26 protein-coding genes and 3 pseudogenes are annotated in these 26512 nt (G+C 34.8%); 11 read left to right on the forward strand and 18 right to left on the reverse strand.

The genetic code is table 11. The annotated features are described in order from the left end of the window. The first annotated feature begins 53 nt into the window (after positions 1–53). Together ACFELZ_RS06620 and ACFELZ_RS06625 are read left to right on the forward strand one after the other, a co-directional pair. Positions 54–1619 (forward strand): hypothetical protein, encoded by a 1566-nt coding sequence (locus tag ACFELZ_RS06620; protein ID WP_375315804.1) that lies wholly within the window; start codon positions 54–56, stop codon positions 1617–1619. A gap of 142 nt (positions 1620–1761) precedes the next feature. Continuing rightward, complete coding sequence (locus ACFELZ_RS06625) at positions 1762–2928, forward strand: hypothetical protein (protein WP_375315855.1); 1167 nt, start codon at positions 1762–1764, stop codon at positions 2926–2928. Between the two features lie 621 nt (positions 2929–3549). On the opposite strand, the gene ACFELZ_RS06630 is transcribed toward ACFELZ_RS06625, so the two are convergent. Both ACFELZ_RS06630 and ACFELZ_RS06635 read right to left on the reverse strand, forming a co-directional pair. Next, positions 3550–6996, reverse strand: coding sequence for a cytoplasmic incompatibility factor CifB (locus tag ACFELZ_RS06630; RefSeq protein ID WP_375315977.1), 3447 nt, complete (start codon positions 6994–6996; stop codon positions 3550–3552). Positions 6997–7009: 13 nt separating this feature from the next. Then, the gene (locus ACFELZ_RS06635; RefSeq protein WP_375315978.1) at positions 7010–8323 is read right to left on the reverse strand and encodes a cytoplasmic incompatibility factor CifA; all 1314 of its coding nucleotides are present in this window, start codon (positions 8321–8323) and stop codon (positions 7010–7012) included. A gap of 287 nt (positions 8324–8610) precedes the next feature. Here ACFELZ_RS06635 and ACFELZ_RS06640 point away from each other — a divergent pair, with 287 nt between their 5' ends. Both ACFELZ_RS06640 and ACFELZ_RS06645 read left to right on the forward strand, forming a co-directional pair. After that, positions 8611–8970: a helix-turn-helix domain-containing protein gene (locus ACFELZ_RS06640; protein ID WP_375315979.1), complete on the forward strand. Its 360-nt coding sequence runs from the start codon at positions 8611–8613 to the stop codon at positions 8968–8970. Positions 8971–8989: 19 nt separating this feature from the next. Continuing rightward, a complete protein-coding gene (locus tag ACFELZ_RS06645; RefSeq protein ID WP_375316691.1) occupies positions 8990–9499 on the forward strand; it encodes an IS630 family transposase in 510 nt (169 codons plus the stop codon). Positions 9500–9705: 206 nt separating this feature from the next. Here ACFELZ_RS06645 and ACFELZ_RS06650 read toward each other — a convergent pair whose 3' ends face one another. Then, on the reverse strand, positions 9706–10257 hold the full coding sequence (locus ACFELZ_RS06650) for a pyrimidine dimer DNA glycosylase/endonuclease V (protein WP_375315980.1): 552 nt from the start codon (positions 10255–10257) through the stop codon (positions 9706–9708). A gap of 16 nt (positions 10258–10273) precedes the next feature. Further along, positions 10274–11182 carry an Rpn family recombination-promoting nuclease/putative transposase gene (locus tag ACFELZ_RS06655; protein WP_375315981.1) on the reverse strand — a complete coding sequence of 303 codons (909 nt, stop codon included), beginning with the start codon at positions 11180–11182 and terminating at the stop codon, positions 10274–10276. Positions 11183–11485: 303 nt separating this feature from the next. On the opposite strand from ACFELZ_RS06655, the gene ACFELZ_RS06660 reads away from it, so the two are divergent. Both ACFELZ_RS06660 and ACFELZ_RS06665 read left to right on the forward strand, forming a co-directional pair. Then, positions 11486–11818, forward strand: a complete 333-nt coding sequence (locus ACFELZ_RS06660; protein ID WP_375315982.1) for a helix-turn-helix domain-containing protein — start codon at positions 11486–11488, stop codon at positions 11816–11818. A gap of 129 nt (positions 11819–11947) precedes the next feature. Next, a complete protein-coding gene (locus ACFELZ_RS06665) occupies positions 11948–12379 on the forward strand; it encodes a helix-turn-helix domain-containing protein (protein ID WP_375315983.1) in 432 nt (143 codons plus the stop codon). 116 nt (positions 12380–12495) lie between these two features. Here ACFELZ_RS06665 and ACFELZ_RS06670 read toward each other — a convergent pair whose 3' ends face one another. Next, positions 12496–13104, reverse strand: coding sequence for a hypothetical protein (locus tag ACFELZ_RS06670; protein WP_375315984.1), 609 nt, complete (start codon positions 13102–13104; stop codon positions 12496–12498). Continuing rightward, positions 13089–13355: pseudogene (locus tag ACFELZ_RS06675) on the reverse strand (patatin); the annotation flags it as partial. The gene ACFELZ_RS06670 and the pseudogene ACFELZ_RS06675, both read right to left, overlap by 16 nt. A 75-nt stretch (positions 13356–13430) precedes the next feature. On the opposite strand from ACFELZ_RS06675, the gene ACFELZ_RS06680 reads away from it, so the two are divergent. Both ACFELZ_RS06680 and ACFELZ_RS06685 read left to right on the forward strand, forming a co-directional pair. Further along, positions 13431–13793 (forward strand): helix-turn-helix domain-containing protein, encoded by a 363-nt coding sequence (locus ACFELZ_RS06680; RefSeq protein ID WP_375315839.1) that lies wholly within the window; start codon positions 13431–13433, stop codon positions 13791–13793. 19 nt (positions 13794–13812) lie between these two features. Continuing rightward, positions 13813–14328, forward strand: a complete 516-nt coding sequence (locus ACFELZ_RS06685) for an IS630 family transposase (RefSeq protein WP_375316692.1) — start codon at positions 13813–13815, stop codon at positions 14326–14328. A 405-nt stretch (positions 14329–14733) separates the two neighbouring features. Here the strand turns inward: ACFELZ_RS06685 and ACFELZ_RS06690 are convergent, their stop codons facing one another. Further along, positions 14734–15066, reverse strand: coding sequence for a TrbC/VirB2 family protein (locus ACFELZ_RS06690; protein ID WP_375315985.1), 333 nt, complete (start codon positions 15064–15066; stop codon positions 14734–14736). A 93-nt stretch (positions 15067–15159) separates the two neighbouring features. Then, positions 15160–15501: a TrbC/VirB2 family protein gene (locus ACFELZ_RS06695; protein WP_375315986.1), complete on the reverse strand. Its 342-nt coding sequence runs from the start codon at positions 15499–15501 to the stop codon at positions 15160–15162. A 135-nt stretch (positions 15502–15636) separates the two neighbouring features. Here ACFELZ_RS06695 and ACFELZ_RS06700 point away from each other — a divergent pair. Then, a pseudogene (locus tag ACFELZ_RS06700) lies at positions 15637–15810 on the forward strand (ribonuclease); the annotation flags it as partial. Positions 15811–15823: 13 nt separating this feature from the next. Here ACFELZ_RS06700 and ACFELZ_RS06705 read toward each other — a convergent pair. Genes ACFELZ_RS06705 through ACFELZ_RS06715 form a run of 3 tightly spaced genes read right to left on the reverse strand, consistent with a single transcriptional unit; the run spans position 15824 to position 16590 of the window. Then, complete coding sequence (locus ACFELZ_RS06705; protein ID WP_375316627.1) at positions 15824–16282, reverse strand: transposase; 459 nt, start codon at positions 16280–16282, stop codon at positions 15824–15826. Then, on the reverse strand, positions 16225–16389 hold the full coding sequence (locus tag ACFELZ_RS06710; protein ID WP_375315781.1) for a hypothetical protein: 165 nt from the start codon (positions 16387–16389) through the stop codon (positions 16225–16227). The genes ACFELZ_RS06705 and ACFELZ_RS06710 overlap by 58 nt, the downstream gene beginning before the upstream one ends. 3 nt (positions 16390–16392) lie before the next feature. Next, entirely contained in the window at positions 16393–16590 is a 198-nt protein-coding gene (locus ACFELZ_RS06715; RefSeq protein ID WP_375315805.1) for a transposase, read from the reverse strand. Positions 16591–16752: 162 nt separating this feature from the next. On the opposite strand from ACFELZ_RS06715, the gene ACFELZ_RS06720 reads away from it, so the two are divergent. Continuing rightward, a complete protein-coding gene (locus ACFELZ_RS06720) occupies positions 16753–17208 on the forward strand; it encodes an Hsp20/alpha crystallin family protein (protein ID WP_375315962.1) in 456 nt (151 codons plus the stop codon). Between the two features lie 352 nt (positions 17209–17560). Next, entirely contained in the window at positions 17561–19756 is a 2196-nt protein-coding gene (locus tag ACFELZ_RS06725; RefSeq protein ID WP_375315987.1) for a hypothetical protein, read from the forward strand. Here ACFELZ_RS06725 and ACFELZ_RS06730 read toward each other — a convergent pair. The 7 genes and pseudogenes from ACFELZ_RS06730 to ACFELZ_RS06760 all read right to left on the reverse strand — a co-directional run bounded on the left by ACFELZ_RS06730 (position 19742) and on the right by ACFELZ_RS06760 (position 26512). After that, a complete protein-coding gene (locus tag ACFELZ_RS06730) occupies positions 19742–21124 on the reverse strand; it encodes a hypothetical protein (protein ID WP_375315988.1) in 1383 nt (460 codons plus the stop codon). The genes ACFELZ_RS06725 and ACFELZ_RS06730 overlap by 15 nt on opposite strands. Before the next feature lie 29 nt (positions 21125–21153). Beyond that, a pseudogene (locus ACFELZ_RS06735) lies at positions 21154–22668 on the reverse strand (recombinase family protein). Between the two features lie 2 nt (positions 22669–22670). After that, the gene (locus ACFELZ_RS06740; protein WP_265027449.1) at positions 22671–23102 is read right to left on the reverse strand and encodes a DUF2924 domain-containing protein; all 432 of its coding nucleotides are present in this window, start codon (positions 23100–23102) and stop codon (positions 22671–22673) included. 4 nt (positions 23103–23106) lie between these two features. Then, positions 23107–23604 carry an ankyrin repeat domain-containing protein gene (locus ACFELZ_RS06745; RefSeq protein ID WP_341814253.1) on the reverse strand — a complete coding sequence of 166 codons (498 nt, stop codon included), beginning with the start codon at positions 23602–23604 and terminating at the stop codon, positions 23107–23109. Positions 23605–23641: 37 nt separating this feature from the next. Further along, positions 23642–24367 (reverse strand): ankyrin repeat domain-containing protein, encoded by a 726-nt coding sequence (locus ACFELZ_RS06750; protein ID WP_375315989.1) that lies wholly within the window; start codon positions 24365–24367, stop codon positions 23642–23644. A 193-nt stretch (positions 24368–24560) separates the two neighbouring features. Continuing rightward, on the reverse strand, positions 24561–25721 hold the full coding sequence (locus ACFELZ_RS06755; RefSeq protein WP_341814251.1) for a phage tail protein: 1161 nt from the start codon (positions 25719–25721) through the stop codon (positions 24561–24563). Beyond that, positions 25721–26512 carry a baseplate J/gp47 family protein gene (locus ACFELZ_RS06760; RefSeq protein WP_375315990.1) on the reverse strand — a complete coding sequence of 264 codons (792 nt, stop codon included), beginning with the start codon at positions 26510–26512 and terminating at the stop codon, positions 25721–25723. The genes ACFELZ_RS06755 and ACFELZ_RS06760 overlap by 1 nt, the downstream gene beginning before the upstream one ends.

A 26512-nucleotide genomic window follows, 5' to 3' on the forward strand; every position in this document is an offset into this window, starting at 1 on the left:
GGTCAAGTTAAAATTCATAGTAGTCGATAAAAATTTGTATTGGAGTAGGCGTTATGGGTAGAAAAAATAAGCAAAGGAAAAATCTCACACCATTACCTTTGGCAAACAAGGTACAACCTGGTCCTCGAAGATCAGGTGGTGTTTGTGAACCTGATCAGATGAAAGGGAAAGATAAGAGTAAGAACAGGAGTTTGGAACAGGAATTTGGTATACCTAACACGGGTAGTCTTCATGAATTAGTTGGTACACCTGGTAGTACTCGTAGTTTTTGTATTTCAATTGGCACACCTGATGAAGTAAGGATGGATGAGCTTCAGTGGGATAATTACTCCCTAGGCTCTACTAATGTAAATCAAGATCTAAAGTTGGGTCAGAAAAATCAAAAAGAGATCTCAACAACTTTCTCCCAGATTAATGAGAGTACTGGCTTGAACATAGTGCAAGAGACATCGGCACCATTAGAGAGTAAAAAAGGTGCTACAATAAATGTACAGTTAGATGGACAAAACAACAATAAAATTTTAGTAGTATCAGATGAGTGGGTAAAAGATTACAAAGAGAACAGTAACAGTCCATTAGGTAGTAATAAAACACCATTATCAGAAGATAAAAGTGATACTTCTAGTAGTATTCAAGAAACCACGTTTGCTAGAGAAAATCATAATGCTACAATAACGCTAAGTAAAGAAGATCTAAACCTGAGTATCAGTAACAATTTTGATATTAATAACTTTAATTCCCTCCACCAGAACAAGAAAAGTGGTAATAATTCAGATACCGAATTTATTGATAGTGATGGTTCAGGTCAGAAAAAAGTTAATAATGGAGCTGAAATATTTTTAGTATCAAAAGAAAATGCATCAAGTCCTATTTTAAGCAAAGAAAGTTTTGTTACTGCTGAAGATGAAAGCGAAACATATAAAAGTTCTGATAATAGTATCTTAACAGATTCAGATGGTATTCGGTTTAATGCAAGTAAAGGTAGTATTTATACGCACGATGATCAGCAAGATGTTTCATTACAAAATGGACAGAGTAGTAGCAAAGAAGTTTCAACAGGAACTTTAGTAAAATTGGATGAAGAAAATAAAAGTATTGAAATAACTAACACAAATACCCCAGGAGCATCGCAGCACAATGAAGATGATAGTAATCAATTATTAAATAGCAGTGAACTACTGATTTCAGCGAGTAGCGTTCCAGGCAATTCACCAAAAGAGGTAAGTAGGGAGAGTATAGATAGTAAATCATCAAGAATTCTTCAAAAAATCTGTTTTAGTGCTATAGATACAAGTGAAGGTGAAGAATTAGTCTACAAAACTTCAAGCTATAATCAATCGCAGAAAAATTCTAAAGGAAAGAAGGTCTCTTTATGTCTTACAGCATTGTCATGTGCTGTTTTTTTTGGATCACTGACTTCTTCATTTTTAGGAAAGCCTCTTATCTCTGATCAGAAAGGTAATCTCATATTATTGGCAGTTTTGGGTGCCGCTTTTGTCATTTTAGGTTCTATTACCCTAGTTCTATATTGTTGTCCTCAAGCTAAAGAAAACAAGCCACTTGATACATTAGATCAAGTTAGCATAGATGATGCTAAAATCAAGATATTGTCATCATAAATTTGTGTAACCATTCACCGAAATACAAGGGATTTATAAAGTTAGGATAAGAGTACAGTTTGTAAAAGGATAACAGGATATGAAGGTATAATTTAGCAAAAATTAGAGACATTATATAGAATTTAAAATGCGAACTTGGAGCTTGTTAATCTTATCGTTTCTAATATTAAGTAATAGTTTTGTATATGCCAATAGAACAGTAATATCTTCGTGTGATGAAATACCTTCAGGTTATAGGGGCAAAATTTTTAAAATTAAGACTGATTATCCTGCTGAACCAAGTAATAAAGAAAGGCAGTGGGAATACATATCATTTAAAGATAAACCACAGGAATACGCCTATACAATTTTAAAGTATATATATGATGGGAATATCGATTGTGATTTTGATTTACATTGTAATAAGATTGCTGATTGGTATCATGCACCATGGATGCATTATGGAGTAAATGGTAGAGAATTTGTTAATGGTTTAACGAGAGAAAGATCCTTTAAGCCAGGTGAATTACATAATGATCAAAAATCCATGATACAAAATTGGGCAATTTCTATTATTAATGAGCAAGGAGCATATACATATGGACAGGTATGGAAAGATATAAACAATCCTGATATTACTAAAGGGAAATTCTTAGATGGTACAGTAAGCACAAAATTAGTATTTACAGAAGCAACGGAGGAGAATATTCCAACTCTTAAAAATAGCATCACTTGGGCTGGGTATATTAATCAATCTGAAAAAGGAACTCCAAAAGTATTTAAGGAACTGAGGTTATTTCAAATTGATTTTTTAGTTAAAGATAAGAGGTCAGAAGAAACAGGATGGGTTGCAGGTACGTTTATTTATGATTATAAGATGAACAATAAGAATCCATGGTTTAATATGAAATTATTAGGAGTTGCATGGGGTAATGATTCTAATTATTTTACATCAGATTACATAATTGGGAAAAGGTTATTGGAGTGTTGGATAAATCCTGATGTAATAAAAGGTTCTTTAGGATATTTAGGTAGGCTTAATGGTCCAATAGATAATAAAAAATCTTCGTGTTTGTCATGTCATAGTACAGCACAGTATCCCGAAAAATCTACATCAGTACCACCCAAACAAGCAACAGAAGCAGAAATAAAGCACTGGTTTAGAAATTTAAAGGAAGAATCATTTGATGAAGGAGCATTTAATTTTGATTATTCCAAGCAGTTAAGCCATGGGATTAGAAACTACTATAGTGCTAAAGAAGAGAATGATTCAATTGGATGTAATAATTTTAATTATAAAGATATCGCTAAAATTCGAATCAACCAATAAGGTATGAGTCTTATGCTTATTTGTATAGTCTTTTAAAGATATGAGGTAGATGGAAAACACAAGAATAGAATATCTTCTGTGAATAAAATAAGTTGAGAAGAAATACCTGATTTTAGAGTCACAAAAGATTTGTTTATTTACTCTTTCCAAAATCGTAAAAAGTACATATATTCGTGAGAACAAGCCGCGTAAAAATACGGTTGTGAAAATAGAAGCTTGAAATTTTTGCAACAAAGTTAGGCAAATTGGTTCGTATATAAATTTGGTAAAAACAGGCTAGTATAGCTAATTTCAAGGTATAGTGGAATTATTATAAATAAAAGTTCGCACGAATCCAGCGGTAGACCACGCGATTCCAAGAAAACTTCTTCTCACGCTAGCTGATTTTTGTTGCTGGAAATGGTTGCATCGTTTAAATTTATTAATGTTATACACTACCAAATTAATAGTTGCTCATTTAAGAACCTCCTTCAACTTTACCCAACTCGACACATATACTTTTTGAAACATTGCTGCAAGTAGAAAAAAACAGGTTACCCACCTTAACTTCTTTAAATTTGCTCACAATCTTTACTTGATGCATAAGGTTTTTGTTACACTCCTTTCATCTACCGATTACCTCTACCTACCGCCTTTACCTTTGCTAAGGTCAGAAACACGACTAGCTTCAGGACCTTCTAAACTCGACTGTGGCAGGTCACCAAAATTACTGGAATCACTAACACCAAGCGATATAGGTGCTTCTACTAATCCATACCCTCCTCCTACTCTGTGATATCCTAATTCTAGATAAGTACGTAGTAATGGATCAATTTGTTCTCTATTTTGAATGTATGCTTGCAATTGCACATCTTGAAATCCCGGATCATTCCTGAATAATTGCGAAATGCCCACTCTTATGTTCTGAAAGTAATTTCTATCTCTGTTTGGGTGGCCTCTTCCAAGAAAATCGCGTATTATATTTATGATATTCTGCACTTGCCCAACAGGATTTTCGTTTAGAACTTGATTAATATCACTAGCATTTTCTAATGCCCATAAACCACAATTCCAACCATCTGTTTGCTGACTAACAGAAACATTATTAATCCTGATATTATTTCCTAAGTTATTTTGAATGATATCGGTAATACCATCTGGAACAGCAGTAGCAGTTGAATCAGCATAGTATCCAACATAGTTCCTATTTTGACGTTCAATCACTAGTGTAACCCAATGAGTATTATTTAAAGTAATGATTAAAGTTAAACGCTGTTGTTCTTCATTTTCCCTAAATTGATTTAATACTCTAACAATGTGCTCGTTACCGTCATTCCTTGCCAAATTAGCTACTTCAAAAGTGTGATTACCTTCAGTACGAAGCTGATATCGCAATCTTCCAGCGTGAGCTATATCAATTTGTTGAAGCCAGTAATCATAATGTCCATTTCTCGTCGCAAATTCTAGTGTAAGTAGATCATTTACTTCTATCCCTTGATTTCTAAGAATATCTCTTATTTGTCTTCTTATCTCTTGTGCTGTAGGAATGGAATTATCACCTCCCCTTATTCTTGACCTTAGTATTTCTAGGAGTTGTTGTATACTACCTTCGAAGGTAATAATACTAACACATCGATTATCACCTAGATCAAACGGTAAAATCCGGTTCCGTCGGGGATTTTCTCGAATATAATTTATTAAATTTTCACGAGTCTGATCTGATAATAGACCCTCTGGTGGATTTTCATCAATAACACTTTCAGGTCCCACTAATACTCCTGGTCTTGAGTCACGACCACCACGATCAAGTCTATGTACATACTCTTCTCTTCCTATTCCTTCTGGAATAGATATAAGACCTTCTACTCTCCCTGCACCTGCATTAAATATAAGAGGAAATAAAACCACCTCATTTCCAGAAGTAATAAGCAAATATCCTCTTTGCTTGTTCATAAGTTCTTTTATTCGATCTTTTGCGTTATTCTCCTTTTGTGCTACTTCTTCTGCATTATTAGCAAATCCTAATACATATACAATCGGATGAGTATCTGGAGCATTCTCCGTAGATTGTCTTAATAATAAAAGGTCTAATCTCTGTTCTGTAATTCTTGTGAGTATTGCCCTTTCTCCTTCTTCTTCCTGACCCCTTTTCAAACTATATGTTTGACCAACTTTATACATAGCAAGCACTTTATAAGGATTATCACTAGCATAAAATGTACCATGTAGTATAGAACGAAACTTATCCTCACTATTAACATTTATTGCGTCCCTAAGTGGCATCAATATTCCAGAGATCTCTTGAAACAGCTCTCCATGCTGACCTACATCTTGCCAGCCATCATCCATAACTCTTTCTGAAATACCATGTACATTTTCAACATTAGGCACTTGTATAAGATCACCATCAAGAAAATTATTTGCATTATTATTTTGGTAATCGTGATATAAACCAAGGTCATTTGGTTGATCAATATCTAGCTCAAATTGGTCATTAAGTGTGCATGAAACTTCCCATACATGAACATTATTTCTATTAACATTAAGAGCTTGTAAATCGATAGCTTCTTGCTGTTGCGCATCGTAAGCTCTAATATGAAGTGTAACTATATTATAACCCTGAGCATAAAAGACCATAGTTAAAGTATGTCTTCTTAAATCTCCATCACCGTATCTAAATATATACTTTCTTACACGTACTCGATCTTCTCCTTCTTCCAGCTCTAAATACTCTCTAGCAAAAGCACTACTCCCAAAAGCAAAACCAGTTATACAATCAAATATTCTGTTATAATTCTCTGCATTTCTTGGTATTTCACCAGGAAGATGTTGAAGCAAGAAATCTCTAATATTCTCTCCAACCTCTTCATCTTCTATATACTCAAACAATCTTTGTACTAAAGGAAACCTACCCTGTTGAAGCCCTACTGTATCAACCCTAAAAGGAATTCGATTTAAATTAAAATTTAATCCAACACAGACAGTATTTCTTGATTCAGTATGGATAGGTATAAATGAAAAAACATGCAATCTTTCAGCGTGACTTCTGGCGCGGTTTAATGCGATATTGGACGGTGCCCTTGTAGCAAGATTGACAACAATAGGAACATTTTCTCTTTCTGCTTGATGACGTACAAGAAATGCAACATGTAAGTTTCTAGGAGATAAGTCAAGATCGATGCCTATTGTGTAGCGATGACTAAAATTTGCTAAGAAACCTAATAAAAACCCGTGACTCTCAAACTTTTGACTGCGATTTTCAATATTATTTTCTAGCGCTTGTCTGCAATTATCATAGATGTCAGTGATGTATGGCAAAACTTCCCTGTGCATTCTACGTTCTACATTTTGTCTTTGGTTATTTGCTAGTATTCCCATAAAGTTGTCAATCCTTTGTTGACCTTGTGCTACCTGTGCAAAATTGACTGATCTATCAAGTTGTCTGAGCTGATTTTGATTGAGTTGTCTTCCTTTTATTTCCTGAATTGTCAATCCGTGATCTCCTAAGAATTGTCTAAGAAGACTAATCTCAGATGCTGAATACTTGACAAATTTATCTCTACCTCTAAAATCCTTTTCACGAATCACCTCGAATACTGTTGCAATTGCCTCTCCCTGACTCTTGCCCTTTCCATGCATGCATACTTTGTATTGCTCAAAATTTAAGTCTTCTTCCCTTAAATTTGGATTTTGCCGTTTAATCTCTCGCACTAGAGCATTTCTCTCCCTTGTACTAAACCTTAACCCGTCACTGTTAGGGCGATCAGAAATGCTGTAACACTTGACAACTCCCTGTCCGTTACGACTACGAGTTAAAACAGCAACCTTTAAGTTTCCTGTATTTCTATTCCTAACATCTGTATCAATACCATGATTATCAAAACGAAAATAGACTCTCTCATTTGCATCCAAGATATCAGCATCATGTGCAGTAGCAAACATGCTAAAAAAGAATACAGGAAGGAAACGACCTGCACTCACATGATACAAGAAAGATGGACATTGATCTAAAAAAGATTCAAACCTTTGTCTGAAACCTTCAAGATCTCCATCCACTAAACTCCTAATAAGTCCATCACCATTATTCATATAAGATACCCCTCTATTTTCTACGGCTAGAAACACCACTCACACTAGGAGCTTCAAACTTGGACTGTGGACCATCACCAGAACCATCAAGTGGCAAAGATGTTTTCTTACTATCATGAGCTTGAGATCGTGTCCGTAAATTATACCTAGGACCATCACCTCCAGGAGGTAAAGTTGTTTTCTCTAACTCAGAAAACAATTCTTTCGCCAAATCATCGTAGTTTATACTTTCTTCCATTCCTTCCCTACCACATAATCTAAGATTTCTTGTTATTAATTTTTTAAAGAACTCAAACTTTTCAGGAAAGCAATCTTTAGCAAATAATATTACATCTAATATTTCTCTTTTCTCTACTTCTTTTTCCTCATCAGACTTATAAATGTCTTCTCGTTTCCAGTTAATTATTAACCCTGCAAGCATGTCCTGTATAGGAACTATATAATTAGAAATATTAACAGAAGCCTTTCTGTATTCAACAAAGCGGCCACACTTCCAAATTTCCATAATAATAGACCTAGCTTGAACGCTTGACTCAGGATTTTTCAACATCATATTTGAAAGTGAGTAAAGAAGGAGGTCATACTCATCCTGTGAGAATATTTTGTCCGAACAGTCTCCTCCTGCTGAAACGCCTTTATAACACCAGCACTGTACCAAATCATGAACCGTATCAAAAAAACATGACTCTATTAATTCAGCAAGAAGGGAATATACTCCCTTATCTTTCTGCAGCAATTTCTGTAAAAGAGTATCTTTATCACCTATATTCCTTACACAAAAATCTAAAATAGGAGCATCTTTCTCAACAGATTGAACGCGAGACAGAGCAATAATAGCTTCTGTAAGTTTCTTTTCCTTATCTTCTTCTTTTAAATGATTATAAAAATACTCTACTCCTTCACTCCACTTAAGTTTTACAGCACTGTCAAAACCTTCTACTGCATTATACTTCTTTAATTCCCCAGATTCTCTATCGATCCAGAAATCAAATACAGGACCTTTCCTTCCAATGCCACCCAAAAGCGAGTTTCGTATGTACTCATCAGTTATAGGATTACCTCTACTATCAAGTTCATCAGAAGAAAATCCATTTTTGTAGGATTCAAATGCTTTTTGAAAGAGTGGATGAATTTTATCTACCACACAGTAACTACAAGCCATCTCATATTTGCGAAGTGGATTATCTATTCCACCTATTTTTTCTTCAGTAAACCTTTGACCTAAAGCAGCATTATCTAACCTTACACCTGACCAGCAACCTTCATCTTGGAATACATTGTGCAAAAACTTCAACTTATCACCCTTAAAGTATTTTATGTGCTCCATAAAGTTATCTTGAAGGACTCCCACCCATCTCTTGATAGCTGACTTCCTCCCGGCAGCAACTGCTGGATCTGGATGTTTAATAGCTTCCTGTAATTTTTTGGACATCGTAGCCCGAAGCTCTTTCTGTGTTGGCATTAACCCCTCCTATTAAGTATTTATATAAAAAGGGCATTGTACAGACATTAGAATGGATTGCAATATTAAAATTACTATAGCTAACCCAAGAAAGGTTTACCTGCATTGCGAAATGGGTTAGAATGGCATAATAAGTAATTAGAAGGAAAATGATGCCAAGCCCATATAGTGAGGATCTGAGAGACCGTGTTCTCAAAGCAGTCAGTGAAAAAACAATGACAATAAAAAAAATTAGTCAAGTATTTAAAGTAAGCATAAAAACGATATATTTGTGGAGGAAAAGGAAAGAAGAAACAGGAAGCAAAAAACCATATTCAGGTTATCAAAAAGGATATGGTCATAAGATTAAAGACATAGATAGATTTACCAAATTTCTAAATGAGAATCTGGATATTACAATTGAAAAGATAATAGAAGCATTTGGTAATATGTGCAAAAACACAGTATACAATTACCTTAACAAAGTAAACTATACATATAAAAAAAACTTTTCTCTATCAGGAAAGGGATGAAGAAAAAAGAGGAGAATTCATAAAAAAAGTAGCAGAAATAAATGAGGAAAGTTTGGTATTTATAGATGAGTCAGGCATAGAAGATAACGAATTTTATGCATATGGATGGTCTCTAAAAGGCAAAAGGTTATTTGCTGATAAACCAGGATTTAAAAGAAAAAGAGTAAGCATAATTGGAGCGCTAAATGAAGGAAAAGTTAAAGCACCGTGGGTAACTGATGGGTATTGCAATAGCGAAATATTTGAAGCGTACATTGAAAATAGGATTGTTCCAATATTAAAACCTGGACAAACTGTCATTCTCGACAATGCGAGCTTTCATAAATCTGAAAGAACAAGAAAATTAATAGAAAGTGTTGGATGTAAAGTTTTATTTTTGCCCCCATACTCGCCGGATTTAAATCCAATTGAGAAATTCTGGTTTGCCATCAAACATTCGATAAGGAAAGCTCTACAAACCTTTTGGCCAGATATTAGTTCTGCCATTGATTCCGTTTTTCAGTATTCAGGTAAACCTTTCTTGGGTTAGCTATAGAATAGAGGGTTTAATAAAAAAAACGTTATGGCTAAAACTTCTTTTCTTGAATTTTCTCAATATAATCAACAGAAAACCCTGTTATTTCAGCAATAACATCTATAGAGACACCGGCCTTGAGTGAATTTTTAGCTGCTGCTATTTTAGCCTATTTTTCGCCTTCTTTTTCCCCTTTTTCCTGACCGATTTGGATGGCTTTTTTACCCATGAGCTGTATTGTTGTAACATTGTATAGTGAAATTTTCTGTTATCCAATCTGGTGCTTCTCTACCCTTTTCCCACTTAGCAAATCTCATCTTTTCCTTCAGGTAATATTCTCTGTAGGCTTTTATAGCGCTACTACATTTATATCGATCAGGGAGTGCTTGCACGAAAGCTTGTATATCGGTTGACTGAAAAATGAGGAAATTCTTGTTACTATCACACCAATCTATTACTTCCTCTGACTTATGCTTTCTTTTGTATCGCCAGGTGTACTCTTTACATAATTCTCTTCCGTACTCTATCAACCAACAAAAACTCCCTTTCGACTGTCTAGCCCATAAAGAGCAAGGATGGTTTTTGTGAGTAAGTTTATATGGAACTTCTATATTTTGGTTTGTGATACTGACAAAAGGATTTGGCGCTTTTAATGCGATTGAAAAAACACTACTAAGTAATTGAGCAGTTTCTAATGGCATTTTCACTATGTGCTTATCGCATAACATTCGTGCTGCAATTACTGGGTTTTCATGTAATATAAAGATATTCATCTTTTGAAAGACAAAATCAACTTAAGTTTTTGATCTCATCAACTGTAAGACCAGTAGTTTGAGCTATAATATCAATAGAAACACCTGCTTTTAGTAGATTCTTTGCGACCTCAATTTTCTCTGCTTTTCTGCCTTTTTCCTGGCCGATTTGGATGCCTTCTTGTCTACCTTCTAGTCTACCTTTTTGAGTAGCATCATCAAGTTTTTGAGCGAGGACAGCCTGTTCATCAAGAATACGTTTTATTTCCTGTTCATAGGCAATAAATTCTTTTTCTGACCAGTTGAATCTATTTAGCTCTTCATAGGCCTTTTTAATTATTAGATCACTACCTATTATTTTTTCCAGCTCTTCTTCACTAGTCTCATCTGCATATTTAAAGAAGTAGATCCATTTCTCGACTATACTTGAAAGCTGATCCTCTTTGGTTTTTGGAAATTTTGGCAACTCAATAAATATGAAGTAAAAATCTTTTAGATCGTGTTCATTAGTACCTTCATCGCGAATAGTATGCTTTGATTTATACTCAGATTTATTAGGAAACAGTACACAATCTGCTATAGCAATGAAGATAATTTCCTTAAGGTTATGGTATTGATCGCCTTTATCAGCTTGTCTTGAGTAGGCTTTAGCAGCATAGTATTGGGCACGTTTTTCAAAGCCTTTAGTTTTAGCGACCTGCATTTCGACGATCACTTGCACCCCATTTTCATCTCTGCAGAGAACATCAACAATACTTTGCTTTTTAGCGGCGATATCAGGGTCTTGAATAGTACTTAAAAACTCTATATCCTTTATTTCATTTTTACCAGTGAGGCCAAGAATATCATTGAGGAAGTGAATAAGGATACCTTTATTTTTTTCAGTACCAAAGATACGCCGAAATGCGACATCATTCTTCGGATCGAGAAACTTCGAAAGAGCCATAAGAAATAAAGTGAAAAAACATTAATAATTATACACAATTCTGAAGAAATATTCAACTTTTTTATATTGAAATCTTGTTTTTTTAAGCTTCGAGAAAAAATGACCTTCAGAGGTGGGCTTAGAATCGCATTCTCTGCTTTAGACGTCCTTTTGTATATCTTTTATCAACCCTTCTGTAAAGTACCTAAAAACCCCAGCTCATGAGTTTAGTGGTCATACCTATTTTAAGTGTGAAGTTCTCATTTTAGCTTGTCACGGCATAGGCATTTAATATACTAGTTTTTAACAGGCATCTGAGAGTATGTGAAAAAGAGTAACCCTGCAAGATACAAAATAGCACAAAAGGTAAGAAGCTGGAGGTTAAGAAGAAAATGTACCGTAAGAGATCTAGCAGACAAAACAGGTATAAAATATTATACGCTGCTAAAATATGAACAAGGGGTACAAGGTATTCCAACTGAAGACTTAAAAAGACTAGCGGATGCATTATCAATTAAGGCTGGAGGTCTATTTTCTAGACAAAAAGTACTAAGAGAAAACTGTTGTTTTGATAAAGCCAAGGAACAAGCAATATACAATCTCATGGCACAAACAAGAGAACGCAAGGCAATTTATGCATTGACCCAATCTATTTGAGCTGAAGAGGAAAGTGATGTCAAAGCAGGATTTGCTAATGATATAATCTACCGAGCAACAGGCTTATCAGCTGATGAATATGAAAATAAAGAAGAAAAAAGTTCTAAGCATCGAAGCAAAAGACAAGAGATGAAAAAGTGGAGAATAATACAAGGGTATACGCAAGAGGAATTAGCGAAGGAGCTTGGTATAGGAGGTCCACAGATACATTACTATGAACAAGGAAGCACCATGTTCGGTGAGAGGTTATGGGAAATAGCAAGAAAATTATCAGTGAATGTTGAAGATCTGGTAACGGAAGAAGAATGCTATGAAGATAAGGATGGTGAAGGAGAAAAAGAGCTATTAAGTTGGGCGAGAGAGTCTAAAAAAATCAGCAATCAAAAATCACGAGATGAACTAGGCATATGGATAGAGTTTTTATTCCAAAGGAGACAAATTTATGAGGAAAAAATTAATAAAATTGAGGGAATTAAAGTCGCAAATAATTTAATTAGAATGGGTGTTTCTATTGATGTCATTTCCCAAATAACAGGCCTGACTGCTAAGGAATTTGCGTAATTTGATAGCAAAAATTTCATAACCTGCATATTTTTTTGCAAAATATTCGTGTTGCTAGTGCATTTTATTGAAAGGATAATATTTAAATAGAAATAGAAAGTTATTTAATAAATATATTAGTGGAGATCTTTGGAAACTCGTTTAGATTCTTCTTTTGCTGGCTCAACTGAAACATTTTCCAACTTTTCTGGCTCAGCTACCGTTTTGGATTTTGCTTTGCGTTGTGTGATAGCTTTCTTTAGTGTCTTGACTGCGATAAAATTGATACTGAAAACACATGCAGAAGTTATTGCAAGTGCTGGAAAAGGGGTCAAATTGAACATTGGTAAAATTGCTACAATCGTTCCAGCTGTGAGTAAAAATGCTAACTTCTTGCTCCCGATTATCTTATTTTTCTTAACCTTTATGGGGTTTAATTTTTTTACTTTCCCTTTCAGCTTTTTGAAGCCTTTTTTGAATATGTTACCCTTTTTTAGCTCTTTTTCTACGGGTTTTGTTTTTAAGCTTTTTATTTTTTCTTTTATTCCTTTTTTATCTTTTTTGATATTTTCTGCTTTAGAGGTTACTTTCGAGCATAGGTGAGGTTTCACCACAATTTCGGAGAGCGGTTTTGGCTTATCGTTTGAAATTTTAGCTTCTTGACCCTTAGTATGTTTTTTGGGCGAAACTATGTTTTTTAAACCTTTCTTTGCTTTGTGGTATAATTTCTTTAGTTTGCTTGGCATTTCAAAAATTTATCTATTACTTCCTGGTTATCCTCTATCATTGCATTTGCCTCTTGCTGTAAGCACTTGATGTTTTTCAGGGTTACATTATCCATCTCAGCCGACGCTATTGTAAGTTGTGATTGTATCCTGATGTATCTGTCGTCCATTACATTACCTAGTTGATAATTCACCACATCAAGGCTCGAAGCAAACATCACATTTAACAAAGGCTTTATCCATGCTATCTTTCCTAATTTCCTGTACTTGATTCGATTATAGCTAACCGAAATAAGGTTTCCTCAAAGGAGTGTAAAAAGGTATAATACTGCTTTAATTAAGGTAGAATGATGGCAAAGCCATATAGTGAGGACCTGAGGGAACGAGTTTTAAAAGTGGTTGACGAGAAAAAAATGACTATGGAAGAAGTAAGCAAGATGTTCAAAATTGATAGAAAAACTATATACTGGTGGAGGAAAAGAAGAGAAGAAACAGGAAGTATAAAACCGTCTTCAGGCTACCAAAAGGGACATAGTCATAAAATTAAATACTTAGATGGCTTTGTCAAATTTCTGGATGAAAACCGAGATATTACGGTTGAAAAAATAATTGAAAAATTTGGCAACATGTGCAAAGACACAGTCTACAATTATCTTAAAAAAGTAAACTATACATATAAAAAAAACTTTTCTTTATCAGGAAAGGAATGAAGAGAAACGCAAGGAGTTCATAAAAAAAATAGAAGGAATAGAAAAAGAAAACTTGATATTCATAGATGACTCTGGAGTAGAAGACAACAGATTTTATGAATATGGGTGGTCTCAAAAAGGCAAGAGGTTATTTGCCGATAAACCAGGGTTTAAAAGAAAGAAGGTAAGCATAATAGGAGCACTAAATGAGGGAAAAGTTAAAGCTTCCTGGGTAATTGAGGGCTACTGCAACAGCGAGATTTTTGATGCTTATGTAGAAAATATACTTGTTCCTATATTAAAACCTGGACAGACTATTGTTCTCGATAATGCAAGCTTTCATAAATCTGCAAGAACGAAAAATTTGATAGAAAATGTTGGGTGTAAAATTTTGTTCTTGCCGCCATACTCACCGGATTTAAATCCGATTGAGAAGTTCTGGTTTGCCATTAAGCATGCCATAAGAAAAGTGCTGCCAAGCTTTTGGCCCAATATTAATTCGGCTATTGATTTTGTCTTTCAGCTCTCGGGGAAATCTTACTTCGGTTGGCTATAGCTAAGTTAGTGAGTGTAAAAGTAGCCAACCTTACGTTAAAACACAACGTTCTTGATGAGATTGCATAAAAACTGGATTCCTTACATCATAGAGGCACTGCCATTATAGAGTGAACCAGTGTCTGGGCACTGGGATGACAAAAAAGGGGCTACTCGGATGACAAAAAAAGGAGCACTGGGATGACATTATAGGAGCACTGGAATGATACTATTATAGAGTGAAATGAGATCCCAGTGTCAGCTACTCGGATGACATTATAGGAGCACTGGGATGACATTATAGGAGTACTGGGATGACACCATCATGGTGAGAATTGCTCTCAAATCATAAGTTCGTATAATTGTGAAATAATGGTGCTCCTTTAAGAAGCACCATTTAGCTATGTTTTTGAAACTTTAGCTTCTATTATTTACACGTTCCTGTTGCCGCATCCCACGTTCCACCGTTAGCAGCACACCCTGCTGCGGTGCAAGTTGTCTCTTTTCCTGTTATTGCTTTCACAACTGCAGGGGCACCAAAAAACACAGCAGTAAATGCACCGAGTGCAAAAAGTGCTGGCCATGGCATTCTGCCAAATATTGCAAGCAATGCTGCACCTATTATCACTATTGTGATCATCGGCCCACCTAAGCTGTGAGTATAGTTTATTATTTTGCATATCACTCCTGATGTTTCATCAGCATTTGCATCAAACGCAAAGGAGAGAATTAACGCCACAAGTAGAAGAAAATTTTTCATTATGCCTCCTATAGTTTCTATTTCACTAGATTATCCTTCACTTTGATTAAGTTTAAGTAAATGATACAAGAAGTATAACTTACCCAATACTTTTTAAGCACACTTATAATTTCCTTTTCCATCATCTTTCAATGTTTGCCCAAGAGGACACGTCTCGCACTTACTTGCTGTACCTGGTGCTATTTTTGAAACGACGGCAGGCGCACCGAAGAACACAGCAGTAAATGCACCGAGTGCAAAAAGTGCTGGCCACGGCATTCTGCCAAATATTGCAAGTAAAGCTGCACCTATTATCACTATTGTGATCATCGGCCCACCTATGCCGTGAGTATAACCAATTATTTTGCATATTACTGCTGATGTTGCATCTAGATCAGCACGTGCATCAAATGCAAAGGAGAGAATTAAAGCCACAAGTAGAAGAAAATTTTTCATTATGCCTCCGATAATTTCTATTTAATGCTGGATTATCCTTCACTTTGATTAAGTTTAAGTAAATGGTGAGGATTTTTTGCTTAAAAGTATCCTTTATTTCATTTAGAATACTTTTCTTGGTTTGTTTATATTACAGTGCTACAGAAATTTTACAGCATCGTTTATTGCCTTTATCGTGCTTTGATTGACACAATTCATAATGATGGAGTGGAGCATGCAGGGTATCTATCATTTTTAATCCTGTTATCGATATTCCCTTTTCTTATTGTTTTAATGGCTGTGGCGTCAACATTCGCAAATTTCTTAGAGCCTGTCTTCAAACTCAAGAATGAGCTAATTTGTGAAGCATAATAGTGATCATATTAAAGAAGATGTTGTTTTTTGAAGTGAGAGGAGAATGCTCATAATCCTTACTCATACGTCTAAAATTGGAGAGCCAAGCAAAGGTTCTCTCAACAATCCAACGTTTGGGAATAACCTGAAATCCTGTATCAACTATTTTCTTGGTAATCGTCAATAAACATCCAGTTTCCAATAAGCAGAGGTTTTGCAATTTACCTGTGTATCCTTGATCAGCAAAAAACTTATGTAATGTTGGAGCTTTGCATTTGGCTTGAACAAAAAGATTTAGTGCACCATCAAGATCCTGAATGCTTGCACTTTGTACTTCAGCAGCAATTACAAGACCTACAGTATCTACAACGATGTGGCGCTTTCTACCCTTTACTTTCTTGCCAGCATCATATCCTCTGGATCCCCTTTTTGAGTAGTTTTTACTGATTGGCTATCTATTATTCCCACTGATGGAGTTTCATTCTTACCAATTATCTCTCTTACTTTTTTAACTAGAAAATCATGAATCTCTTGCCATATTCCACTTTTTTTCAATCGCTAATTACAACTATACACTGTTTTCCATGGTGGAAAATCTTTAGGCAGTTGTCTCCATTGACATCCTGTTCTCATCATATAGCGGATTGCGTTAATAATTGTTCTAATACTATGTTTTCTTGGTCTGCCGGTCTTTTTAGGTTCAAAATATAGCTCTATTATCTTCCATTCTTTGTCACTTATATCGCTTGGGTACATTTAAAATATATCTTATAACACACTTCTTAACTCCTTTCTACTTAGTTTGAAGACAGGCTCTTAGAAAATATTGTCCACGTTTATTTTAACTACATCACACAGTATTGAAACTAGTGAATAGAATGATTACATAATGCATGAGTAATGATAAGGAGGTATAACATGAGTAATCTAGTTCATTCAAATAAAAACAATAATCGCGATAATTTTAGCTTAAGAGGTCTGCAAAAAGCTGTTGACGACATGTTCAATAGCTTCTTTATGGGAACTAACCCTGGACTTCTCAGAAGAGATGGCAGTGTATTGCCAGCTTGTGACTTGTATGAAACAGAGCAAAACTATCGCCTATCTTTAGAATTGCCAGGTATCCCTAAAGAAAATGTAGATATTAGTACATCTGGCGATAATCTCATAGTGAAAGGTGAAAAGAAATGCGAAAAAGAGTCAGAAGATAAGCAATATTACCATCGTGAGAGGTATCATGGTTCTTTCTATAGGTCTTTTCAACTTCCAGCTAATGTAGACCAAGATAAAATATCTGCTAATTTCTCAGACGGAGTATTACATATAAGTGTACCTAAGTCGGAAAAACATGTTAAGAAAATTGATGTAAAGTAACCAATAGCAGGCTTCCAGCTTGGAGGCTTGCTGTTTTAATCACTATATACAGACATTGATGACATCATTATGTAATACTGAAATTCATTATTGGGAAGACAAGTAGAACGTTCGATAAATTAGCTTAAACCTTCGTTTATAGATAGAAAGCGCTCTTTTTTATTTGTCTCATTATCATTGAAAATTGGTATAACATTGTAAGTTTAGAAGTATCTGTATAAATTCAAATCAAGGTGTATATCGAGACACCTATAGTTATGTTTTACATTCTTGAGAAAAATTAAATAATTTACTTGATTAAATTACTATTTAGTGCTAAACTGGACTAAGCTTATCTATATTAAGGATAAACATGACAAGAGGTAAAATTATTGGTGTTGCAAATCAGCAAGTAGATATTCACTCTTTTCCTGAGAAAGATCAGAATGAAGTTCACTACAGTCCTAACACAATAACCAAATTAGAGTTTAAACTTACGCAACGTCTACTCAGTAAGGTAAAAGCAAACGAAAGTAATAAAGATGCAAATTCTGGTAAACAAGCTTATAAAGACCTACCTAGAATGAGTTTTATGATTAACGATAAACCTATAGATAGTCGTTTTGTTACACAATTATACGATGAACTCAATCAAAATGATAAACGTCAGGTTGCAAAACATGTTTTTATAAAAATGTTTGAACATGCCGGAGCAGAAGTGCCAAACGGTCATATACTGGAAGAATTAATTACTCATTGTAATCAAGCAGGATATGAGTTTGCAATGTATGAACAGATGCATTCGATATTTGCCAATTATAATTTGATACCAATAGTTTCTGAAAAAACAATACATATTTGTGATAGTAATGCAGATTCTGTAAACATTGAGTACCGTAAGATTACATGTGTAGCAGAGTTGAATAATCCAGAGAAAGAAATATGTAGGTCAAATAGCTCACTGAAATTCACACTTAAATTTCAAAGTGATCGAGTAGACTATGAAAATGGCAAAGTAATACTTACTATTCCTGAACAATTAAGCAACTACAAAGCAAACGACAACAGCCTACTTGACGATATTAATAAACATTTCAAAGATGCTGATAATGCAGTTGTTGAGTCCCTCATTGCAAATATTGGTGAAGGTCCTCAGTCGTTCATTGCAGATCAAGAAGATTTAAATAATGATGAAGAATCATCACTTGTTATTATTCCTGAAAATCCAACTCTCGACCTAAAGAGTGTAGTAGAATCGGTAAAAGGAGCAATAAATGCTAAAAATGTTGATGCTTTGAGTAATTGTGTAGATGTTATTCAGGATAATGTTATTTCTGTATCGCCTCAAAAAGGTTTGAAAGTAGTAGAAAAAATATTAGAAATGGTAGGTAACTTTACTAAAGAACAAGATAAGGCGTGGGGTACTTATCCTGCTACTCCTATTATAGGGTTTATATATTCTACCAGTCAGTACTGTTATGGTTATATCTCTCAAGAAGATTATAAAAAAGCTAAAAGCCTTGAGGACATTTTGTGTAAGATTCGGTCTGACCTAATAGAAAGAATGAACAATAACTACAATAAAGGATCACCTATCATAAATGTTGAAGGTGCTTCGTTGGCTGTAACAAATGACGCTGCATCTCCAGGCCAAACAATCAATGAAGCAAGTGATGTACGATTACAAAGCCCAGAATTTAAGAGTCAACAGATAAAAGAAGATGTCTTTACAGGAAAGGAAGGGAATGATATACTAAACGGTATGGGCTTTCTAGCAGAGCAGTCTATTAGTAATAGTTATGAGGAGGGTAAAGCGCTTAGCGGAAGGCAAAACACTGAGGTAGAGAACACTAGCGACACACGAGATAAAGCTTCTGGTCAAAAGAAAAATAAAGAGCAAAATCAAACTTTTAATACTGAAGCAAGACCGGTAACTAGCAGTATTTTCGTACACAAAAGTAATAACAACGAAAAAGAGCTTGATTTAACAAGTGTTACAGCATTAAACACTAGCATGGAACCAGAGGATTTGTTACTATCATCTACCTATTACCTTAGCTTCAGCAATGAGCTTACAAATAAAAATGTTACTAATAATGAACATTCTATGGTAAGTACAACAAATAGTGAGGAAGATTCTATATTCAAAAATAATAGCAGTCTGCAAAATGGGCAACCTAAAACTTCAGGACAAGAGAACGTGACTCAGAGCAATCAGCACATACAAGCTTCTACTGGTCAAGAAGACTCTAAACAGGTGAATAATGTTCAGGATAACAGCAAAAAGCCTAGTGAAATAGACAAAAGTAATCCGGTTCTACAAAATGCGCAAAGCAGTAAGTTGCCTATTATAGTTTCTTCTGCATTCGCAATAGCTGGAGTCATTTCTGGGTTAGCTATTGCATTCTACTTGGAAAAGTTAACATTAGGAATAACAGTTGGACTGGTTTGTTGTCTCGTTGCTTTCGCAATTATATACTGCTGCAATAGGCCTACAAATTCACTTGAGACAAGCAATGTTCAACAATGCCATGGAAATACTCAAAATACTATATCATGTTATATTTGATCCAAAGAAAACTGAGGCCTGTTCCACACCTTTCACTTTCTCAAATTTGGTATTTGGCTTATACAGTGCAAAACCTATACACGCTAATCCAACAATCCCGCCAATTACGGCTATTACATGCATTTTCATAATATAGGATGCAACACTACCCACCAATAATACTACTCCAGCACTGCCAGCCAGGATTGCTCGTTTTTGCTGTATTGCTTTTGTTGATGGATTTTCTTCTTTGCCTCCAGCATCACTATTAAAACATTTTCTAAAAGGAAAGCTACCAGAAATATTGCGTCCTTGCACAGCATTTTCTATTGAGGAGTTTTGGGCTTTTTTGGTGTTTTCAAATGTCAGTTGAAAGTCTTTGTTATCTTCATTGTCTAATAATGACCTATCTACTTTTATCAGTCTTCTTGTTGACATCGCTTTTTCTTCAGCATGTTCTATCATTGTTAGATTAACATTACCTATATATTCGTCGTCTAATAATACTGGATCTAATGGTATTAGTCTTTGTGTTGACACCATTTTTTCTTTACGAAGAGGAACCTCGGTTTCAGCTCTCTCCTTGTTTTCAAATGTTAGGTGAAAATCTTTGTTATTTTTATTAATATCCTCATATGATTGAGTGCCAGTTTCTGTAACTTTTTGCTCTTTGAAATCAAAATTATTTCTATAATCATCAACAACTTCCCCAATATCTTCTTGCATATCACAAGCCCTTGATTCTTCTATAGCAGTTTCTTTTGAGAAATTTTTACTTCCTTCGCTACTTTCACATGGTTCAGTTTCAGTTAATATACCTACAGCAGCAGTACCTTGGTTTATTGTAATTAGATCCGGTACTTTTTCATTATTCTTATCTTCAGCTATAATAGTTCCATTGTTAGGAGTTTTTCCTCTTGGTGTTAAAGTTTTTCTGTGTACTGCACCATTTTCACATACAACAGTACTGTAAGTTCTGTTTATTGGCTCTCCATGATCACCTAAATGCTCTGAAACAATTCTCTTACCAGAAATCTTTTCAAAAAGTTTGTATTCCTCAGCTCTTTTAATAACATATTCCAAAGTTGCATTGTGACTATAAAGTAAAGCTTGCTGTAATAGCGTAAGTCTTTCTTTTCTACCTTTACATTTGCGAACTATTTCTACCATTAAAATCTCCTCTATTTTATCAAGTTTTTTGAGTTCTTTGACAACACTTGCATCTTTCTCTATTTTCTTTGCCAAATTAAGAATTTTTTTGTCTTTACTTGTTAATTTACCCTCATTACATGCTAACTCATAGGTTATATTTTTCCTGTTTTCGGTATTTTTGAACTGTAGCATTATATTTCTTCCTCTATAATATTTACTTCTATATACTTTTTTCATTAATAACTTATTAATTTCTCAATCAAGCACTACCCATAAAATTTCTCCAATTGCTCACTCCATAACATTGGTATTTCCCTTAAATCAGCTAATCTTAAACCTCTCGGTTGTCTCCCATTTACTATGTCTTCTTTTATCTTTGGAGCTAAATAATTTAACCTTAAAATTTGTTGTATACGTCTTGTACCTATATTAATTTTAACGCTCAGCTCTTTCACACTTCCATATTTCCCTTCCTCTAGTTGACGTTTCCACAGATGGGCTCTTACCACTGCTTTCAGTAGTGCATTGTTTGTTTTACCTTCTGGTTCTACTACCGTGCATTTATTTCCTTTCTTTTTTAAACTCATTGGTATCAATTTTTCCTCTGACTCAGAACAGACATCTATTCCATCCTCTCTCATCCATACTGTCTTTATTAATTTCTTCACCACTTCTTTCTGTTTTCCAAAACTTAAATTTTTCCACTCTTCCGCTTTTTCTTCCAAATTTTCATATAGGCGTTCTGCTCTCTTCATCACTTCTTTTTCTACTTCTCCCGCTACTACTGTTCGGTTCACTGATCCACAATCTTTTCCTCTTAAATGGTTATTGCATATATAATATCGATACCTCTTATTCTCCTTTTTCGCATACGTCAGTGTCATATTCACATCACAGCTCTTGCACTTGATTATTCCCTTTAGTAGTGCCTCTTCATATTTTTTCCCTTGATACGGTTGATTCTTTATTAATTCTTGCGCTTTTTGCCATTTTTTTTCTTCTATTATTGCTTCATGTTTTCCCTCATATTGCTTCTCATAATGCCGTATTTTTCCCATATATATTGGATTTGTTATTATTCTCCTTACCGTTGCTTTTTTAAAGATTTCTCCTCCGTATACTTTTCCCGATTTTGCTTCAAACCTCTTCTTTCGTTACCCCTCGCTATTTAACTCTCTTGCCAATTCTGCCATTGATTTTATCTCCATATACCTTGCAAATATATGTTTCACCGTCTTTGCCTCTTTTTCATTTATTATTAATTCCTTTTCTTTTACATCATACCCTAGCGGTAAAGTTCCTCCCATCCATAATCCTTGCTCTTTTGATGTTGCTATCTTGTTTTTTACTCTCTCTACTATCATTTCTCTTTCTAGTTGTGCCGCCCCTGATAACACTGTTTGCACAAACTTTCCCATTGGCGTATTATTGTCAAATATCTGCGTTACTGCTACAAAATTTACTCTGTGCCTTCTAAAAAATGATGTCACTTCTATACTATCTTTTGTTTCCCTTGATAGTCTGTCTAATGTATATACTACCACACAATCTACTTCTCCTGCCTTTACGTCTTCAAACAACTCCTTTATCGCTGGTCTATTTAAATTACTCCCTGAAAAGCCTCCATCATCGTACCTTTTGGCCAATACTACCCAGCCTTCTCGGCTTTTTATATACTTCTCACATGCTACTCGCTGCGCATCAAGACTATTAAACTTTTGTTCTAGCCCATCCTCATTTGATTTTCTCGTATATATCGCGCACCTTACCTCTTTTAACATTCTCAACTTCCACTTTTATCACGCATTCCAAACAATAAAGGTCCGTTGTAACTCATTCCCATTATTTTCCCTGCTACTGCTGACAATGACGTATAAAACTCTTCTCTGTAGATTAAACCCCTATCTGTTACCATTACCGCATGCATCTCTTCTCCTCTTTCTAATATTAGCTCTGTTCCTGCTACCGGAAGTTTGTCACTACTTATTCTTTTTCCCTTCTCTAGCCGATCTGCCAGATACTCTAGTCTTTTTGCTCCTTTTCTTGATATTTCTCCATACTCCTCCTCTTGCAACCTATATGCTAATCTTGGTACCAGATATTTCTTTGAGTATCTAGGCGCTTCTTTCTCATATACCTTTTTCCATATTTTCCTCAGCTCTTCTAATGATTCTTTCTCTAAATCCTTTACCTTTTTTTCTATTTCTTCCTCCATATTTTTAGCCTCTCGTAGATGGTTTTCCCCTTCGCTTTTCAAATAACTTTTCAATTCTGTCTGTTTCTTTCTTTAATACCTCAGTTACTTCTTTACTGTTTTTTGCATAATCCATCGCTTTCAGCCCAAACTTATCCTCTTTCTCTATTTCTCCTCCTGCTTCCACTAGCTCTTCCACTATCTCTTTTTCACCAATCATACATCCTAGGTGTAATGGCGTATTCTTACTCCCATATTCCTCAGCATTAACATTTGCTCCTGATCTTATTAGCTCTTTTACATTTTCTAGATTCTGGGCTGTTACTGCCAAGTGCAATGGTGTATACCCTCCTACATCTACTGCATTCACATTCGCTCCTTTTTCAGCTAATAACCTCACTGTTTTTGCATCTACTGCATAATGTAGAACTGTTCTTCCATTTTCGTCTCTTTCATAAACACTTTTAAATGAGTTCTCTAATAGAGATTTATTAAATGCCTCTTTCTTACCAAGCTTTATCATAATCTACCCCACCTTTCTTTAAAATTAAGTCCCTTTTTTAAGCTTTCCTTCTCACCACCTCATCAATCATTTCGTTCACTTTGCACATTATCTTGCTTGCTAAATTTTTACACTCTTCCCTTATTAGCGCCTTATCTCTCTTTCTTATTTCTTTTATCTCTATTATTTTTAACTCTGGTAAATAGCTTCTATCTAACATATATGCTATTTCTTCCACTAAATTCTCTATTTCATAGCATGTCACTTTTCTACTTTTTGTTATTCCACCTTGTTCTCTCAAAAATTTACTTGCCTTTTCATTCTCCCCATTATCCCATAGGCAATACCTTTCACTCTCCCATATATAATACATTGGTGTTGCACCATATTTATCCAGTTGATTAATGGCAGCTCCTGCTTTTACTAGCTCTTTTATTATTGCAACTCCTGCTCCTATTTTGCATGCAGAGTGCAGTGGCGTACATCCACTGACATATTGAGTGGCATTTACTTCTGCTCCTCCCCTTATCAGCAATTTTACATTTTCTAAGCTTTTCGCAAATACTGCACAGTGTAGTGGCGTATAACCCTTTTTATCTCTTGCATTGATCTCCCCTCCTTTTTTTATTAATAACTTCACTGTTTTGTGATCGGAGATTTCTACTGCTTGATGCAATATCGTCTCTCCTTCTTCATTTTTTTTATTAATGTTTTTAAACCCGTTACTTGATACTTCTTTAAAAAACTTACTAAAAGCTTCTCTCTTTTCCTTGCTAAACTTCATTGTGTACCTCACTATAAAAACATACATAAAATGGCCAATTTGGCTCATTCTAGCGTAAAGTAAACTTCTTATGTTTACCCACTACTATTCTAGTTATGCCTGTTTTGATATCAAAAAGCAACTTCTTTTTTTTCAAAAAACACACATTTTTACCGAATGTTAATGTAATATATGAAGATATAAATATAAGTACTTAGCGTATTAAACATATGACCTGTTTTTCTTCCCAACTTCTATTCAAATGTCGATGTTCGTGCCAAGTTAAGACACCTCCGTACAATACTAAAATGTAACTTTCTAATTTATGTATTGAATCCTTTTGCTCTGAATTTAAATCGCTTTCAAAATGAACATTGTGTTCTGCTAAACCAAATCTTATAACTTTCTGGTTGGTAAAATCTTCTACCTTGTAGTGGTGAGTAACGCTAAACCTTTCTAAAATTGGCTTGTATTTTAAATTCCACAGTTGTTCGGATAGTTTATCACTTCCTAGTAAAAATTTACTTCCTTTCTCTTCTGCACTCGTAACCGGAAAACATGCGTTTATTTCTCCTAAACTCCAACTGTCCGATAATACTATCTGCGCCTTTGCAAACTTAATTGCTGGTAATAAGCTCTGTGGTAGCGGATATAACGTTTTTAAATTATTCCACTGATGACTTCTTTCATAAATACCGTTACAATTCTTTGTGTTAGGCTCGGTTTCTCCAAGTACTGCTACATCTAATCGATATATGTCATTACTAAATGTTTGTTCATAATGCTCTCTTAAATAGTTGTCTACAATCTCTACTAACGGACCTCTAGAACTGAAAAAATTTACTCTTCCAAACGATAACACTGGCCCATTTTTTTCAACTTTTATACCAGAGTAGTCTGATAACAAACTTCCAAATAAACTTTCATCTAAAATAAACCTATCAACGTTGTAGTGGTCATTAAAAATCCTCATTAGCCGCGATCTTGCTGGTAGTGATAGTTTTGCAAGTTCTACTACTGCATCTACAAAAAAGTCATTTGGAACATCTTTTATTCCTATTTGCAGTTCAAAAAAATGTTTACCAGGTGGTTCTTCGATAATTGTAATATCTTCTATATTTGCCCATTTTAGTGCTATCTTAAGTGATGCAGGCGTTCCACGTAGCCTTTGAAATTTTACTCCTTCTATTACAGCTTTTCTTTTATCCCTTACCCAACGTAGAATTTCCCCCAATTCATATTCCTCAATCAACCACGGCAATTTTTCTTCTTCTAATCTAAATTTAAACCCTCTAATACAGCTTGGATCAACCTTATAATCTGTTGCATCTGCCAATGCTTGTTCTTGCTTTGTTGCATTTGGTGGCAATAACATTAATTCAACTCAATCTTTAAATTTCTCAAATTTGCACATTCATTTCCCAGAACCACAACATCCTCTTTTGGTTCTATTAATTCTACGTTTTCTACACCATCTACAAATAGATTCGCTATTATCCATGATCTTGTAATGTTCCATCCCAACCTTTTGTTTGCTTCAAACTTCTTGATGAACTGTTCCTTAATTTCCTCCTTTGATATTACAGAACTTATGCTCATTCTGCTGTGGATATCTATTTCCGTAATATTGCAACTAATTACTGTTATCGTATCTGTTAAAACCCTTATATCATCTCTCGTAACCTGCTTTTTTACAATTTCAAGTAGTTCTTCTGATGCTGTTGATAACTCCGTGGATAAAATTGAGATCTCTACACTTCCTGGCACTTTTGACTCAACCAGCGCATCCTTTACTCTTCTATCTGCTGACAGTGCATGATACCTATAATACTCCTTGCTCCCACATGTGCTCCAACCCATTATCTTTGCTTTAATTCTTTTTCTAAATCGTTCATCCTCTTCTTCTTTCTGCCTCTCCACTCCATAAAACTCAGCTAAATTATCAAGATCTTCTCCCGTTGCAAATTTTAGTAAATTACTCTTTACTGATTCATTTATTCTTTGTCTTAGTAACAATTCCCTCCATGCTGCTACTTCTAATACCTTCATCGCTGGGTCACTTTCTACTAATGCTGTAAAACTTGCATCACACTTCACTAACTCTTCCTTCATCCGAGAAAAAATCTCTTCAAAGTTCAGTGGTTCGATAATATTTGGCTGCTGCAT

Source organism: Wolbachia endosymbiont (group A) of Colletes cunicularius (assembly GCF_964264715.1).
Lineage (GTDB): Bacteria > Pseudomonadota > Alphaproteobacteria > Rickettsiales > Anaplasmataceae > Wolbachia.

Bases quoted from the DNA above. Each gene is read 5' to 3' on its own strand.
- ACFELZ_RS06620 (WP_375315804.1), top strand. From the start codon at position 54: ATGGGTAGAAAAAATAAGCAAAGGAAAAATCTCACACCATTACCTTTG.
- ACFELZ_RS06630 (WP_375315977.1), bottom strand. From the start codon at position 6,996: ATGAATAATGGTGATGGACTTATTAGGAGTTTAGTGGATGGAGATCTT.
- ACFELZ_RS06635 (WP_375315978.1), bottom strand. From the start codon at position 8,323: ATGGAGCACATAAAATACTTTAAGGGTGATAAGTTGAAGTTTTTGCAC.
- ACFELZ_RS06640 (WP_375315979.1), top strand. From the start codon at position 8,611: ATGCCAAGCCCATATAGTGAGGATCTGAGAGACCGTGTTCTCAAAGCA.
- ACFELZ_RS06650 (WP_375315980.1), bottom strand. From the start codon at position 10,257: ATGAATATCTTTATATTACATGAAAACCCAGTAATTGCAGCACGAATG.
- ACFELZ_RS06655 (WP_375315981.1), bottom strand. From the start codon at position 11,182: ATGGCTCTTTCGAAGTTTCTCGATCCGAAGAATGATGTCGCATTTCGG.
- ACFELZ_RS06665 (WP_375315983.1), top strand. From the start codon at position 11,948: ATGAAAAAGTGGAGAATAATACAAGGGTATACGCAAGAGGAATTAGCG.
- ACFELZ_RS06670 (WP_375315984.1), bottom strand. From the start codon at position 13,104: ATGCCAAGCAAACTAAAGAAATTATACCACAAAGCAAAGAAAGGTTTA.
- ACFELZ_RS06680 (WP_375315839.1), top strand. From the start codon at position 13,431: ATGATGGCAAAGCCATATAGTGAGGACCTGAGGGAACGAGTTTTAAAA.
- ACFELZ_RS06690 (WP_375315985.1), bottom strand. From the start codon at position 15,066: ATGAAAAATTTTCTTCTACTTGTGGCGTTAATTCTCTCCTTTGCGTTT.
- ACFELZ_RS06695 (WP_375315986.1), bottom strand. From the start codon at position 15,501: ATGAAAAATTTTCTTCTACTTGTGGCTTTAATTCTCTCCTTTGCATTT.
- ACFELZ_RS06715 (WP_375315805.1), bottom strand. From the start codon at position 16,590: ATGTACCCAAGCGATATAAGTGACAAAGAATGGAAGATAATAGAGCTA.
- ACFELZ_RS06720 (WP_375315962.1), top strand. From the start codon at position 16,753: ATGAGTAATCTAGTTCATTCAAATAAAAACAATAATCGCGATAATTTT.
- ACFELZ_RS06725 (WP_375315987.1), top strand. From the start codon at position 17,561: ATGACAAGAGGTAAAATTATTGGTGTTGCAAATCAGCAAGTAGATATT.
- ACFELZ_RS06730 (WP_375315988.1), bottom strand. From the start codon at position 21,124: ATGAAAAAAGTATATAGAAGTAAATATTATAGAGGAAGAAATATAATG.
- ACFELZ_RS06740 (WP_265027449.1), bottom strand. From the start codon at position 23,102: ATGGAGGAAGAAATAGAAAAAAAGGTAAAGGATTTAGAGAAAGAATCA.
- ACFELZ_RS06745 (WP_341814253.1), bottom strand. From the start codon at position 23,604: ATGATAAAGCTTGGTAAGAAAGAGGCATTTAATAAATCTCTATTAGAG.
- ACFELZ_RS06750 (WP_375315989.1), bottom strand. From the start codon at position 24,367: ATGAAGTTTAGCAAGGAAAAGAGAGAAGCTTTTAGTAAGTTTTTTAAA.
- ACFELZ_RS06755 (WP_341814251.1), bottom strand. From the start codon at position 25,721: ATGTTATTGCCACCAAATGCAACAAAGCAAGAACAAGCATTGGCAGAT.
- ACFELZ_RS06760 (WP_375315990.1), bottom strand. From the start codon at position 26,512: ATGCAGCAGCCAAATATTATCGAACCACTGAACTTTGAAGAGATTTTT.